Origin of the sequence: Rhodococcus sp. NPDC047139 (assembly GCF_040643435.1) — a bacterium.
Classification (GTDB): domain Bacteria; phylum Actinomycetota; class Actinomycetes; order Mycobacteriales; family Mycobacteriaceae; genus Rhodococcus.
Window position 1 is genome coordinate 247,557 of the sequence record NZ_JBEYUH010000007.1, and the last position, 13,268, is coordinate 260,824.

Sequence of the window (13,268 nt, forward strand, 5' to 3'; positions counted from 1 at the left end):
CAGCGCACATGGAATGAGGAAACGGTACCGGGACCGCTCGGGCGGGCTGCGGCCCCACCCGGTCAGCGGGAAGCGGCCTACCCGAACGGACGGTGCCCGTGCGGCGACCGGACGGTTTCCGCCGAATCCTCTTTCGGCCGCTGCACCCCTCGTCGAGGGTGAATCGCGGATGAGGTCCACATCACACCCACCCGCCGGTACACCCCTCGACGAGGAGATCACGATGGCAATCGAGCTCAACCAGATCTGGGACTTCCCGATCAAGGAATTCCACCCCTTCCCACGCGCACTCCTGGGTGTCGGCGCCCACGACATCATCGGAGTCGAAGCGAAGAACCTCGGGTTCGAGCGTGCGCTGCTGATGACCACGGGCCTGCGCGGATCCGGGATCATCGAGGAACTGATCGGCAAGATCGAGTACCAGGGCGTCGAGGTCGTCCTCTACGACAAGGTCGAGTCCAATCCCAAGGACTACAACGTCATGGAAGCAGCCGCGCTCTACCAGAAGGAGAAGTGCGACTCGATCATCTCCGTCGGCGGCGGCTCGAGCCACGACGCGGCCAAGGGCGCGCGGGTCGTGATCGCCCACGACGGCCGCAACATCAACGAGTTCGAGGGCTTCGCGAAGTCCACGAACAAGGAGAACCCTCCGCACATCGCGGTTTCCACGACGGCCGGCACCGGTTCCGAGACCTCGTGGGCCTACGTCATCACCGACACCTCCGACATGGATCATCCGCACAAGTGGGTGGGCTTCGACGAGGCGACGATCGTCACCCTCGCGATCGACGATCCGCTGCTCTACTACAGCTGCCCCCAACATTTCACGGCCTACTGCGGCTTCGACGTCCTCGCTCACGGCTCCGAGCCGTACGTCTCGCGGCTGGACTTCGCACCCTCGCTCGGCAACGCGCTCTACTCGATCGAACTCGTCGCGAAGCACCTGCGCGAAGCGGTCTTCGAACCGCGCAATCTCGCGGCTCGCGAAGGCATGATGAACGCCCAGTACATCGCGGCGCAGGCGTTCAACTCCGGCGGTCTCGGCATCGTGCACTCGATCTCCCATGCCGTCTCGGCCTTCTTCGACAGTCACCACGGGCTCAACAACGCGATCGCACTGCCACGCGTATGGGAGTACAACCTCCCCTCGCGTTACGAGCACTACGCCCGCATCGCGACCGCCATGGGTGTGGACACCCGCAACATGACCACCGTGCAAGCCGCCGACGCGGCGGTCGAAGCGGCGATCCGCCTCGCGAACGACGTCGGTATCCCCGACAACTTCGGACAGGTGCGGGTGGATTCGTACGAGAAGAACCGAATGAACACAGGCAAGTACGCCGGTCGTGGCGACGTCATCACCGGCGACGAGAAGACCGTGCGGGCCGTCTCCGAGCACATCCAGGACGACTGGTGCACCCCGGGCAACCCCCGTGAGGTCACGGTCGACTCGATGATCCCGGTGGTCGACCACTGCATGAACCGGTCCTACTGAGAACCGGGTGCTCCCGGGGCGGACCGACGCCCCGGGAGCGCAACCCGTTGCGCTGTGACCACGCCAGAGGACCGTGCGAGAGAAGGAGACCCCGGATGACCCCGTTCGAGTCGGGAGCCGCGCTGAGGAACGCGCTGCGCAGGCACGACTACATCGCCGACGACGAGTTCGCGACCGTCGTGCATCTCGCCACCGCACTCGAGCGGCCGCTGCTGCTCGAAGGTCCCGCCGGGGTCGGCAAGACCGAACTCGCCAAGGCACTCGCCGCCGCCGGGAGCCGGAAACTGGTGCGGCTGCAGTGCTACGAAGGTCTCGACGACAGTCGCGCGCTTTACGAGTGGGATTATGCGAAGCAGTTGCTGCACGTGCAGATGCTGCGCGACCGAATCGGTGAACTGCTCGCCGGCCACACCGATCTCGCGGCAGCGTCGAAGTTCCTCGCGCAACAGGATTTCGGTCTCTACTCGGAAACCTTCCTCTCCGTCCGTCCGCTGCTCGAAGCCGTGCTCTCCCCGGAACCGGTGCTCCTGCTCGTGGACGAAGTGGACCGCACCGAGGAATCCATGGAAGCTCTGCTGCTCGAGGTGCTCGCCGAACGGCAGGTGACGATCCCCGAGGTCGGTACGTTCACGGCCCGGTCGACACCCTGGGTCATCCTGACCTCCAACGACACCCGCGAATTGTCGCCGGCGCTCAAGCGGCGGTGCCTGCACTATCACGTCGGTTACCCGACACCGGAACGCGAACGCGAGATCGTCACGGCACGGGTACCGGATGTTCGCCCCGGAACGGCACGGGAGGTCGTCGAACTCTCCCGGACCCTGCGGGAGCTGCCTCTGCGCAAGAGCCCGTCGATTTCGGAGGTCATCGACGCGGCACGCGCGGCGACGGTGATGGGACACGACGACGCGGACCACAGTTCGCTGGACGCCATGCGCGATGTACTGCTGTCGACCTTGCTCAAGTACATCGGTGACGTGGACCTCGCGAAGACCCGGCTCGACGGTGCGGCTCCGACGTCGTCGCCGGTGTCCGCATCGGCTGTGTCCGAATCCGTCCCGTCGGCGGAGCGCGCGACCGTCGCGTCGCGCCCGGCGAACACGACGACCTCCGTATTCCGGGGGCGCGGCGGTGGCGGCCGTGACATCGCGGGCAGCGGACTGCGGGGGTGATCCGGCTGTGCGCGTGTCCCCGGTGATGCGAGCGGATGCCCTCGACCAGCGTGGTCCCCGGTACGTGCTCGATGTGGTGGCGGCGGTGTTCGGTCTGCTCCTGAGGCGCCACGGTGTCGCGGCGTCGCCGGCCGAGAGCATCGAAGTCCGACGGGTTCTCGATCTGGTTCCCGCCCGAGATCGGGACGCGCTCCGCGCCTGCCTGCGTGCGGCGTGCGCCAAGTACCCCCACGAACGTCCCGGTTTCGAGCGTGCCTTCGACGAACTGTTCGGTGCGGTCGACGCCGCGGTTGCCACGACCGGAAACGGGCCCACCCGCGCTCGATTCGCGGAGACCCTGCCGGCGGCGCTCGAGGTCGGCGAGGACCCCGGCGTGGCACGCTACGCGGAGTACAACGAACGCGCGGCGGAAGCCGGAGACCACTTCGACACCCCGGAGGCTCGTAGGGGATTCAATCCGCACAAGGACGACGACGATGTGTCGATGACGTCCTCCGACGCCGATCTGTCGGTGGACACGGGCGGGGATTCCGGTCGTCGCGGCGTCACCTACACCGTCGACGTCGAGAACGCGGGAACCACGACGGTCGGCGACCTCTCCGGAGAACCCGGTGCCGCCGTGGCCGGAGCGCTGTCCTGGGACGACCCCGCCTCGATCCTTGCGTGGCTCGACGCCTACGACCCGCATCGCACCTACGCGGAAGGGGCCCTCGACGGCCCCCTCTCCGAATCACAGCTCGCTCGCCTCGTCGATGCGGTCGAAGCCTTCGTCGCGTCCCTCGCCGCGATCGTGCCGGGCACGGAGGGCGTCGAGGCGCCCGAAGCCGCCGACCCGGCGGGCATCGACCGCGCCGAGATCGAACTCGCGTGCCACGAAGTGCTGCGTCGCATGCGCGGACCCGTCCGTCCTCATCCGCGCGAACGGGCACGTGGGCGACTCGACATGCGCAGGACCGCCCGAGCCGGGATGCGCACCGACGGAGTGCCGTTCAGGCTCGTCGTCCGAGCGCCCCGTCCCGATCGAGTGCGCCTCCTCGTACTCGCGGACGTCTCGCTGTCGGTGCGGCCGATCACCGCGTTCACGCTCCGGCTCGCCCAGGCGATGCACGGGCGCGCGCACCGGTGCCGGGTGGTCGCCTTCGTCGACCGCCCGGTGGACGTGACCCGGCAACTGCTCGCGGCCGACGGCGACGGAGCACTCGCCGCGGTGCTGGCACACCCCGCCGTCGACCTCGAGGCGAGCAGCGATTACGGCCTTACCTTCGACGAACTGCTCACCGAGCACTCGGGATCCTTCGACCGCCGGACATCGTTGCTGGTCGTTGGGGACGGCCGGTGCAACGGTCTGCCACCGCGAATCGATCGGCTCGAGGAACTGCGCCGGCGTGTACATCGCCTCGCCTGGATCACGCCCGAACCGGAGCGGTACTGGACGCAGGCGACATGCGCGATGCCCGACTACGCGGAACTGTGCGACGAGGTGGTGGTCGCCCGGGACGGGCGGCAATTGCTCGCACGCGCAGCCGAACTCGGGCATGCGCTGCGATGAGCGGCCGGGTCCGGAGAGCTCAGCGCGAGGCGGTTTCCTGCGCCAGGGCTTCTTCGAGTTGCTCGAACCCCTCGGTCAGGCCCGTCTCCATGCCCGATTCCGCCATGCCGTCGCGGGCCTCCATGCTCGGGTACACCGAATGTCCCACGAGCTTGCACCGTCCGTCGCCGAGGTCGACGAAGGTGAGAGTTTCGAGGCTCACGACATCCGGGAATCCGAGATATTCGAAGGTCTGGACGATGAGGTCGTTGTCGCGCACGGTGTGGAAGACACCGGCGAAGCGGTAGCTTCCGCTGTCGTCCGTGTGCTCGTAGCGGTACGCGCCTCCGGTGCGGAAGTCGAACTGTTCGATCTCGAGTTCCATGCCTCGCGGCCCGAGCCAGCGGGCGACGAGGTCGGGATCCTTGTGGGCGCGGAAGACGTCCGCGACCGGGAAATCGAATTCCCGCTCGTAGTCGATGAAGGGGACACCTTCCGGGACCGAGAGGGTGAGTGCGTTGCTCATGACAGTCCTCCGGTTTCGGGGCGTCACGCGCCCCGGTGATGTTGTTCGGCACTGTGGTGGTGGTCGGCCGCTTCCCGGGCCAGCACGGCGTCGAGATCGCGGAACTGCTGCTCCTTCACCAACCGGTAGCGGTCGATCCAGGAGGTCAGCATCTCCAGCCGTGCGGGGTTCAGGTGGACGGGCCGACGCTGGGCGTCGCGCGTGCGCGTGACCAGACCGGCGTGTTCGAGCACCCGAATGTGTTTCGAGATCGCCTGTGTGGAGATCTCGAAGGGTTCCGCGAGTTCGGTGACCGTGGCAGAGCCCCGGCTGAGCCGGGCGACGATGCGGCGACGGACCGGATCGGCCAGGGCGGTGAACGCCAGGTCGAGAGCGGTGTCGTCCGTTTCCTCGTCGTACACGATCACCTCTCCGCTTTGTGCACCATCCGGTTTATCAACCATCCGGTTGAATAAAGAATGCTCCCCGGCTCCTGCCGTGTCAAGGGCCGCCGAAGGATCGCGAGCGAATTTCCTACGGGCCCTGTCACGCCCGGTTACGGTCGGTGAATGGTCCAGCCCTCGAGAGTCCGGTCCGGTGTCCGCGCGGCCTTCGCCACGGCCGTCTCGCTCGCCCTCCTCGGCGCGTGTACGTCCGCTCCCGACGACACCGGCGATGCGGAATCGGTCGGCACCGCCGGCGTGCAGGCGGCCGGTGCGCCCGCGACCTGCACCGCGGAACCGAACGGCACCCCGATCACCGATATGCCGCAGCAGTCCGAGTCCGGAGACCGCGACATCTCCACGAACCCCGAGATCGCGACCGGATATCGCACCGGTATGACGGCGGTGACCGCATCCTCGTATGCCGTGTCCACGGCCAATCCGGTTTCCACCGAAGCGGCGTGTGAGGTCCTGCGCGACGGCGGTACCGCAGCCGACGCGCTCGTGGCGGCCCAGATGGTCCTCGGCCTCGTCGAACCCCAGTCGTCGGGCATCGGCGGTGGGGCCTTTCTCGTGTACTACGACGCCGAGTCCGGTGAGGTGCAGGCGTTCGACGGTCGCGAGACTGCGCCGATGTCCGCGACCGAGAACTATCTGCGCTGGATCAGCGACACCGACCGTACCGAACCTCGTCCCGATGCACGGGCGAGCGGCCGGTCGATCGGCGTACCCGGTGTCGTGCGGATGCTCGAGACGGTCCACGAAGAACACGGACGTACCGCCTGGAGCGAACTGTTCCGCCCTGCAATCGATCTCGCCGATCGAGGCGTAGTGATCAGCGACCGCATGGCTCAGTCCATCGCCGATTCCGCGGCACAACTCGCCGTCGACGACGAGGCCCGCGCATATTTCCTGCAACCCGACGGCTCACCCAAGCCGGCCGGTGAGACCCTCACGAATCCTGCCATGTCCAAGACACTCTCGGCGATCGCCACCGGCGGCGCGGACGCCTTCTACACCGGTGACACCGCCCGGGCGATCGTCGAGGCCACAGACACCGACTCCGGCGGCCGAACCCCGGGGACCATGACTCTCGAGGACCTCGCCGCCTACGAGGCGAAGGAACGAACCCCGCTGTGCACTCCCTACCGCGACTACGAGATCTGCGGCATGCCCAATCCGTCGTCGGGAGGCATGGCGGTCGCGGCGACCCTCGGCATCCTCGAGAACTTCGATCTCGCCTCGTTGCCGCCGCGTGATGTCGACGCCGACGGGGGCGTACCCGAGGCCGATGCGGTGCACCTCATCTCCGAAGCAGAACGGCTCGCCTACGCCGATCGCGACAAGTATGTCGCCGACGCCGATTTCGTACCCCTGCCGGGCGGCTCGCTCGACACCCTGGTGAATCCGGACTATCTGTCCGGCCGCGCCGCGTCGATCGACCAGGACAAGAGCATGGGAAAGGCGCAACCCGGCGACTTCGGTCCGGTCCCGCTCGGTATGCCGCCGCAGAGCCCCGAACACGGAACCAGCCACATCTCGGTCGCCGACAGCTACGGCAACGTCGCGTCCATGACGACGACGATCGAGTCGGCCTTCGGTTCGTTCCACATGGTCGACGGCTTCCTGCTCAACAACCAGCTCACCGACTTCTCGGCCGATCCGGTCGACGAAGAAGGGCTGCCGGTCGCCAACCGCGTGGAGCCCGGCAAGCGGCCGCGCAGTTCGATGGCCCCGACTCTGGTGTTCGAACGCACACCCGACGGAGAGCGCGGCGACGTCCACATGGTCGTCGGCTCACCGGGCGGCTCGGTGATCATCCAGTTCGTCGTCAAGACACTCGTGGGCACCCTCGACTGGGGACTCGATCCGCAGCAGGCCGTTTCGGCGCTCTCCTTCGGAGCCGCGAACACCCCCGTGACCGGGGTGGGGAGCGAACATCCGGCCGTCGACGGTTCCGATGACGGAGCGAACGATCCGCTCGTGCGGCGGCTCCGCGAACTCGGCCACGAGGTGTCGGTCGCGCCGCAGTCCAGCGGCCTCAGTGCACTGCTCCGGCAGGACTCCGGGTGGATCGGTGGTGCCGACCCGCGCCGTGAGGGCGCGGTGATGGGCGATACCGGAGGGCAGTGAGCACGCAGGACGGTGAGCGGACCGAGGCGGGAGAGGTACCTGCCCGGTCGGGCAGGTACCGACCTCGCCAACGGTCCGGTCCAGCCCATGTGGCTGCGTCCGCGGACCGGTGCACCGTAAGCTGGATCACACAGGTGGAGGATCGTCAGGAGTGAAACAGTGGCCGTCGTCATGCCGGGACACCAGACCACAACCCATCCTCCTACCACCGCAATCCATCACGACGGCCGTTCCGGTGCCGGGCCACGTCTGGTCAAGTTCCACGCTCCCGAGATCGTCTTCGGCGAAGGGTCGCTCGTCGAGGCGGCGCACGCGGCCGTCCGGCTCGGTGCGCTTCGTCCCATGCTCGTGACCGATCCGGGACTGATCGAAACGGGCTGGGTCGACGAACTCCGCCATCATCTGCGCGATCAGGGTGTGCACCCCACGGTGTGGGCCGGCCTCACGCCCAACCCGAAGGACCACGAGGTCACCGCCGGACACGAGGTGTACCGGGCGCAGGGGTGCGATGTTCTCGTCGCGCTGGGAGGCGGGTCGGTGATCGACGCCGCGAAGGGAGTGGCGATTCTCGCTGCGAACGGCGGCAGCATCCTCGACTACGAGGGCGTGGACCGTGCATCACTGCCCATCCCACCCATGGTCATGGTGCCGTCGACCTCCGGGACGGGAGCCGACGTCTCCCAGTTCTGCGTGGTCACCGACACCACCCGCGGCAGCAAGATCACCATCATCGGCAGGTCGCTCGTGCCCAACCTGACGGTGATCGACCCGCGCCTGCTCACCACGATGCCCGACGACCTCAACGCCGCTACCGGCCTCGACGCGCTGACCCACGGCATCGAGGCGTTCGTCTCCCGCGCGCACAACCCGCTCACCGACCATCACGCGCTGCGCGCCGTCGGTATGGTCACCGGCACCCTCGTGCGCACGATCGACGAGCCGGCCCACATGCCCGCCCGCACCACCATGGCACAGGCGAGTCTCGAAGCCGGGCTGGCGTTCACCAACGCGATCCTCGGCGCGGCCCACGCGATGAGTCACCAGGTCGGCGGTCTGCTCGACCAGCCGCACGGCGTCATCAACGGGGTGGTCCTACCGCACGTCATCCGATTCAACGGTGCCCACGATCCCGATCCGTTCGTCGCCGTCGCGGCGACTCTCGGCCTCGACGAGGCACGCGGAGCCGCGACCGAAGCCGTCGAGGCGGTCGCCTCGTGCATCGACGATCTGGCCCGGCGGGTGGGTGTGCCACGAGGACTCGGGCAGCTCGGCGTGCGGGAGGAAGACCTGGAGAGACTCGCGGAAGGGGCGCTGCGCGACGCCTGCATGTCGACGAATCCGCGTACCGCGACCCGCGATCAGATGATCGAGTTGTTCCGGACCGCGATGTGAGTACCCCCGACCTGTCGGCACTGACCGGATTGCGATCCGGGAAGCCGACCTTCTACCCGCAGTACCGCGGGGCCGCCGAGCGACTCGAACGCGTCGTCTACGCGCTCGAGCTGATCTCGCGGGCACTCGTCCGAACCGTCGAGGGACCGGAAACCCTCATCTGTGCCGTTGCCGAAGCAGCACGCGCGCACCTCAGCGCGAGGTGGGTCGCTTTCGCGCTCACCGACGGCGTGCTGCCCGATGCCGGGCCGCGCAGGCTCGTACTCGGGCCGGACGCAACCCCGTTCCTCGTCGACGACGTGGAAGGACCACCCCTGCCCGGCGAGGTCGTGGCACTGCTCGACTCGGTGCGCACAGGTGCGGTCGAGCGTCGCGAACTCGTCGAGAATCACCACGCTTTCGTGCCCATCGTCCTCGACGGCGGAGTCGCCGGCGCCATCGCCGCATGGACGCCGGACCATCGAGCCCTCGACACCACCGACCGCGCCGTGCTGTCGATCCTCGCCAGCCAGACCGCCGTCGCCCTGCAGAACTCCGCGCTGTACCAGCGCGGGCAACTGCTCCTCGAACGCGCCGAACAGGCCTACCGCGAAGCCAACCGTGCGGCCGCCGACCTGCAGTCACGCAACGAGGAACTCGAAGCGACCCTGGAGAAGCTCGCACTGACCCAGCGGCAACTCGGTGTCGCCCACCGGAATCAGGCCCTCGACGAGGAACGTCATCGCATCGCCCGCGAACTCCACGACAGCGTCACCCAGGCCGTGCTCTCCGCGGGCATGCAGATCGAGGTGTGCCGCAGCGACATTCCCGGAACCGAACGGGGCGAACGACTCGACCTCGCCAAGGAACTCACGCGTCGCGCCGTCGAGCAGCTCAGGTCGGCGATCTACGCGCTCAACCGGACCTCCGATTCCGAGCGGATGTCCTTGCCGGAGATGCTCGAACAACTCAGCGTCGCCCACATGCCGGGCGAACTCGAAGTGAAGACGACGACGGCCGGCACGCCGGTCGAGCTCACCGGTGAGGCCGAACATGCTCTGCTCAGGATCGCCGGCGAAGCGCTGTTCAATGCCGCGGTGCACGCCGATGCGAGTCGCGTGGTGCTGCGGCTGAGCTACGGAGACGATGCGGTTCTGTTGTCGGTGGCCGATGACGGCGACGGCGACCCGGCGCGACTGCGTGTGATGCTCGAACTCGCCGGCGGCAACCTCGACGGCAACCATCGAGGTCTCGTCAACATGCAGACCCGCGCACGCGAACTCGGCGGCACCCTCGAGGTGCGTCGCTCCAGGCTCGGAGGAGTGCGAATAGCAGTCCGGATTCCGTTGCAGGACAATGCTGCACTCCAGCAGATGGGAGAACCCTCATGACCGCGACGCCGCAGGCGAGTCCGCGGGCGCGTCCGGGAACGGTGCGCATCGCGCTCGTCGACGACCACGCGATACTGCGCCAAGGGCTCCGGTCGATCCTCGACCGTGAACCGGATCTCGAAGTGGTCGGCGAGGCTTCGACGGACACCGAGGCGCTCGGGCTCGTCGATCGTATGCGGCCCGACATCGTGCTTGTCGACCTCAAGTTGTCCGCGGGCTCGGACTACGAAGGACTGGCGTTGTGTGATCGACTTTCGTCGGCGCACCCCGGGATCGGTCTGCTCGTTCTCACCACCTTCCTCGACGAGCAACTCGTCGTGCGCGCGGTGCACGCCGGCGCGCGTGGCTATGTCGTCAAGGATGTCGACACCACCGAACTGGTACGCGCAATAAGGGCAGTTTCCCGTGGTGAGAGCGCTTTCGACTCGCGCAGTGCGGCTGCGGTGGTGCGTTCCCTCAATCGGAAGGAGGCGCCTGCGGAACGGTTGACTGCTCGTGAACTCGAGGTGCTGAAGCTTCTGGCCGCCGGCATGTCGAACGTGAAGATCGGGGAGCAGCTGTTCGTCTCGGCCACCACCGTCAAATTCCACGTCAGCAACATCATGCGCAAGCTCGGGGTGAGCCGCCGGGCGGAGGCGGTGTACGCGGCGAGCAAGCAGGGCCTGATCTGACTTCCACAGCGGGTAAGAGCCTGTCGTGCGCTCCACACGAGATACTCGGACTGCTTTCGGGGCCTGGGCTCAGTGAGTGTCCGATGCCGAGGAATGCAGCGGCAGCAGCACCGACAGCGCCCCGGTGCACAGGAGAAGGCACAGCAACGGCCCGCCTCGGAGGATCTGACCGGTGACCTCCCGAACTCGCCGACCGATGTCGTCGCCCGAGGGTGCTGCCAGCACGATCGCAGGGCCCGTGTCGGACCGGGCAGCCGCGACGAGCAGGCATTCCTCCGGTGTCGCGATGACGGGAATGTCGCTGGCACCCTCGGTCTTGCCGATCGCCACCGCGTCGTAGTCGGAGTCGTCCGTCTCGTCGTGATAGACGAGCAACCGCAGGTCAGGTCGCTCGGGAATCGGCCGGCAGTCCATCACCAACCCGGACGAGGGCGAATCCTCCCGGGTCGCGGGGCCACGGGGGAGGACGACGTGACGTGACGTCCAGCTGAAATGGTCTTGGCTGTTCACCGCGCCGTCTCCTTCCTTCACACTCGGTATTCGTCACGGGAAGGCAGTCGGATGGGTGCGGAAGTTCAGTCGACCACGAGCCAGCCGCCGTGGTGTTCGAAGACCTCGAACGGCCGACCCGTGGTGCGTCCGAGTTCCTCGAGTGTGGAGAGATCGAAGGTCCGTACGTGGCCGTGGCAGGCTGTCGCCTCGTCCTCGAAGGGCACCGCTACGACCACCCGTTTCCTCGCGATGCGCAGTGCCTCGGCGAGGATCGCGGCACCGACGGCGTCGTCGACGTGCTCGAGCAGGTGGATCGCGGTCACGGTGTCGGCAGCGGCGTCGGGTACCGGTACGTTCGCCGCGTCGCACACGAGCGTGTCGAGGCGCAGCCCCAGCCGGGGTGCGACGGCATCGAGCAGGCGCATGGTGCCCGGGAGGATATCGGTGGCGGTGACCGCGGTACCGGTCGCGGCGAGCCGTAGCGGCAGGAAACCGAAGCACGAGCCGAGGTCGAGCACATCACCGCGTACGAGTTCGGCGGCCTTGTCGTGGATCGGTGCGAAATCCGCTGTTCCGTCCAAGAGTTCGCCGAGAGAGTTCCGGTAGTAGGTGACCCACGACTCCAGTGCGCCGGGAATCGCCGAACGGACGATCCCCACCATGGTGAGTTCGAACTCGTTCTGGCCGAAGTCCGCGTCCTGGATCGACGCGGTCACGTCGGCGACGAGACGTTCGCTGATCTGCTCCGGGCCCAGGGAATGGGAGACGTACAGGTGGTCGGCGTCGCGCCGCAGGGTCAGCGGTCCGCTCGGCCGGCGTTCGACCGTCACGTGGTCGTGGGTCCAGCGCCCCGGTGGGCAGGGTGCGAGCGAATCGAGCACAGTCATCGTGGGCCGGCCTTTTCCGGGAGTGCAGAAAGGGATTTCGGGTCACTGTAGTCCAGGCCCGCCGTCAGCGTTCGCATTCCTGCGGCCAGGAACTCGTGCAGATCCGAATCGGGTTCGTCGAGCCAGGACTCGTAGGCCGCGAGCGCAACGCCGAGCAGCAGATGCCCACAGGTGCGTGGGATGTGGTCGTCCGGTTCGGCGCCGATGCGACGGGCGACGAACTCCGCGACGACACGTCGCCACCCCCGGTACATGAGTGACGAATAGCCCTGCAGCGCAGGTGTGTGCAGGATGAGGCGCATCCGTGCACGGTGCCGTTCGTTCTCGCCGTCGGGAAAGGTGTTGAATTCGTGCAGGGCGGTGGTGAGCGCTTCCGACAGGGAGACCTCCTCCGGGATCGCTTCGAGGCTCGCTCGCATGCCTGCCAGGTGTTCGTCGAAGTTCCCCCAGGCCAGTTCGTTCTTCGACGGGAAGTAGCGGAAGAAGGTACGCCGCGCGATTCCGGCGGCCTCCGCGATGTCGTCGATGCTCGTCTCGTCGAAGCCGAACTCCACGAACAGCTCGATACCGACAGACGCGAGCTCTTCTTTCGAGGTGGACGGGCGTCGACCTACCCGAGCGGACGGTTTCTGCCGGCTGTGCGTCATTACTTCCTCCCGGAGGGATGACATTGTGCACTCGATGCCATTACAGTGGTGAATCGGCTCACAACGCAACCCCCGATGTGGTGCCCGACTCCGTTCCAGAAGCGAAATTCCGAGGAGGAAACATGTCCGATCGTGACAACGCCGTGGTCGAATCCGATCTGATCGAGGAGTCACTCGTCGAAGAGGTCTCCATCGACGGCATGTGCGGCGTGTACTGACATGTCCGCGCCCGGAGCCACCGAAGTGTCGACCGAAACGTTCGATCCGGGTGCCACCTGGCGGCTCCACCCGCAGGTAGCGCTTCGCCCCGAACCGTTCGGGGCGTTGCTCTACCACTTCGGCACCCGCAAGTTGTCGTTCCTGAAGAACACCGTGATCGTCGACGTCGTCCGCTCTCTGGGCGACCATGCGTCGGTGCGAGAAGCATTGCGCGCCCATGGGATCGACGAGAGCGCCGAGCGGCCGTATGTCCGTGCCCTGGGCACTCTGGCCGATTCGCACATGATCGTCCCGGCCTGAGCCGCTCGGGTCCG

14 protein-coding genes are annotated in these 13,268 nt (G+C 67.2%); 9 read left to right on the forward strand and 5 right to left on the reverse strand.

Translation table 11 applies throughout. The annotated features are described in order from the left end of the window. Positions 1-223: 223 nt before the first annotated feature. The 3 genes from mdo to ABZ789_RS12070 all read left to right on the forward strand — a co-directional run bounded on the left by mdo (position 224) and on the right by ABZ789_RS12070 (position 4,216). Positions 224-1,495, forward strand: a complete 1,272-nt coding sequence (gene mdo / locus ABZ789_RS12060; RefSeq protein ID WP_358423815.1) for an NDMA-dependent methanol dehydrogenase — start codon at positions 224-226, stop codon at positions 1,493-1,495. 95 nt (positions 1,496-1,590) lie between these two features. Continuing rightward, on the forward strand, positions 1,591-2,667 hold the full coding sequence (locus tag ABZ789_RS12065; RefSeq protein WP_358423817.1) for a MoxR family ATPase: 1,077 nt from the start codon (positions 1,591-1,593) through the stop codon (positions 2,665-2,667). Positions 2,668-2,692: 25 nt separating this feature from the next. After that, positions 2,693-4,216, forward strand: a complete 1,524-nt coding sequence (locus ABZ789_RS12070) for a VWA domain-containing protein (protein ID WP_358423920.1) — start codon at positions 2,693-2,695, stop codon at positions 4,214-4,216. 19 nt (positions 4,217-4,235) lie between these two features. Here ABZ789_RS12070 and ABZ789_RS12075 read toward each other — a convergent pair whose 3' ends face one another. Together ABZ789_RS12075 and ABZ789_RS12080 are read right to left on the reverse strand one after the other, a co-directional pair. Next, positions 4,236-4,721, reverse strand: a complete 486-nt coding sequence (locus tag ABZ789_RS12075; RefSeq protein ID WP_358423819.1) for an SRPBCC family protein — start codon at positions 4,719-4,721, stop codon at positions 4,236-4,238. A gap of 23 nt (positions 4,722-4,744) precedes the next feature. Then, positions 4,745-5,122, reverse strand: coding sequence for a metalloregulator ArsR/SmtB family transcription factor (locus ABZ789_RS12080; protein ID WP_358423821.1), 378 nt, complete (start codon positions 5,120-5,122; stop codon positions 4,745-4,747). A gap of 147 nt (positions 5,123-5,269) precedes the next feature. Between ABZ789_RS12080 and ggt the strand changes: the two genes are divergently transcribed. The 4 genes from ggt (at position 5,270) to ABZ789_RS12100 (ending at position 10,709) form a co-directional block, all read left to right on the forward strand. Continuing rightward, on the forward strand, positions 5,270-7,276 hold the full coding sequence (ggt, locus tag ABZ789_RS12085) for a gamma-glutamyltransferase (RefSeq protein ID WP_358423823.1): 2,007 nt from the start codon (positions 5,270-5,272) through the stop codon (positions 7,274-7,276). Between the two features lie 159 nt (positions 7,277-7,435). Next, positions 7,436-8,668 carry an iron-containing alcohol dehydrogenase gene (locus ABZ789_RS12090; protein ID WP_358423825.1) on the forward strand — a complete coding sequence of 411 codons (1,233 nt, stop codon included), beginning with the start codon at positions 7,436-7,438 and terminating at the stop codon, positions 8,666-8,668. Then, the gene (locus ABZ789_RS12095) at positions 8,665-10,038 is read left to right on the forward strand and encodes a histidine kinase (RefSeq protein WP_358423827.1); all 1,374 of its coding nucleotides are present in this window, start codon (positions 8,665-8,667) and stop codon (positions 10,036-10,038) included. The genes ABZ789_RS12090 and ABZ789_RS12095 overlap by 4 nt, the downstream gene beginning before the upstream one ends. Further along, on the forward strand, positions 10,035-10,709 hold the full coding sequence (locus tag ABZ789_RS12100) for a response regulator transcription factor (protein WP_358423829.1): 675 nt from the start codon (positions 10,035-10,037) through the stop codon (positions 10,707-10,709). The genes ABZ789_RS12095 and ABZ789_RS12100 overlap by 4 nt, the downstream gene beginning before the upstream one ends. 69 nt (positions 10,710-10,778) lie before the next feature. Here ABZ789_RS12100 and ABZ789_RS12105 read toward each other — a convergent pair whose 3' ends face one another. From ABZ789_RS12105 to mftR, 3 genes are all read right to left on the reverse strand, one after another. After that, positions 10,779-11,219: a hypothetical protein gene (locus ABZ789_RS12105; RefSeq protein ID WP_358423830.1), complete on the reverse strand. Its 441-nt coding sequence runs from the start codon at positions 11,217-11,219 to the stop codon at positions 10,779-10,781. Between the two features lie 65 nt (positions 11,220-11,284). Further along, positions 11,285-12,088: a mycofactocin oligosaccharide methyltransferase MftM gene (mftM, locus tag ABZ789_RS12110; RefSeq protein WP_358423832.1), complete on the reverse strand. Its 804-nt coding sequence runs from the start codon at positions 12,086-12,088 to the stop codon at positions 11,285-11,287. Then, on the reverse strand, positions 12,085-12,735 hold the full coding sequence (mftR, locus tag ABZ789_RS12115; RefSeq protein ID WP_358423834.1) for a mycofactocin system transcriptional regulator: 651 nt from the start codon (positions 12,733-12,735) through the stop codon (positions 12,085-12,087). The genes mftM and mftR overlap by 4 nt, the downstream gene beginning before the upstream one ends. 122 nt (positions 12,736-12,857) lie before the next feature. Between mftR and mftA the strand changes: the two genes are divergently transcribed. After that, positions 12,858-12,953, forward strand: a complete 96-nt coding sequence (mftA, locus tag ABZ789_RS12120) for a mycofactocin precursor MftA (RefSeq protein WP_358423836.1) — start codon at positions 12,858-12,860, stop codon at positions 12,951-12,953. A gap of 1 nt (position 12,954) precedes the next feature. Further along, on the forward strand, positions 12,955-13,254 hold the full coding sequence (gene mftB, locus ABZ789_RS12125; RefSeq protein WP_358423838.1) for a mycofactocin biosynthesis chaperone MftB: 300 nt from the start codon (positions 12,955-12,957) through the stop codon (positions 13,252-13,254). The last annotated feature ends 14 nt before the right edge of the window (positions 13,255-13,268 follow it).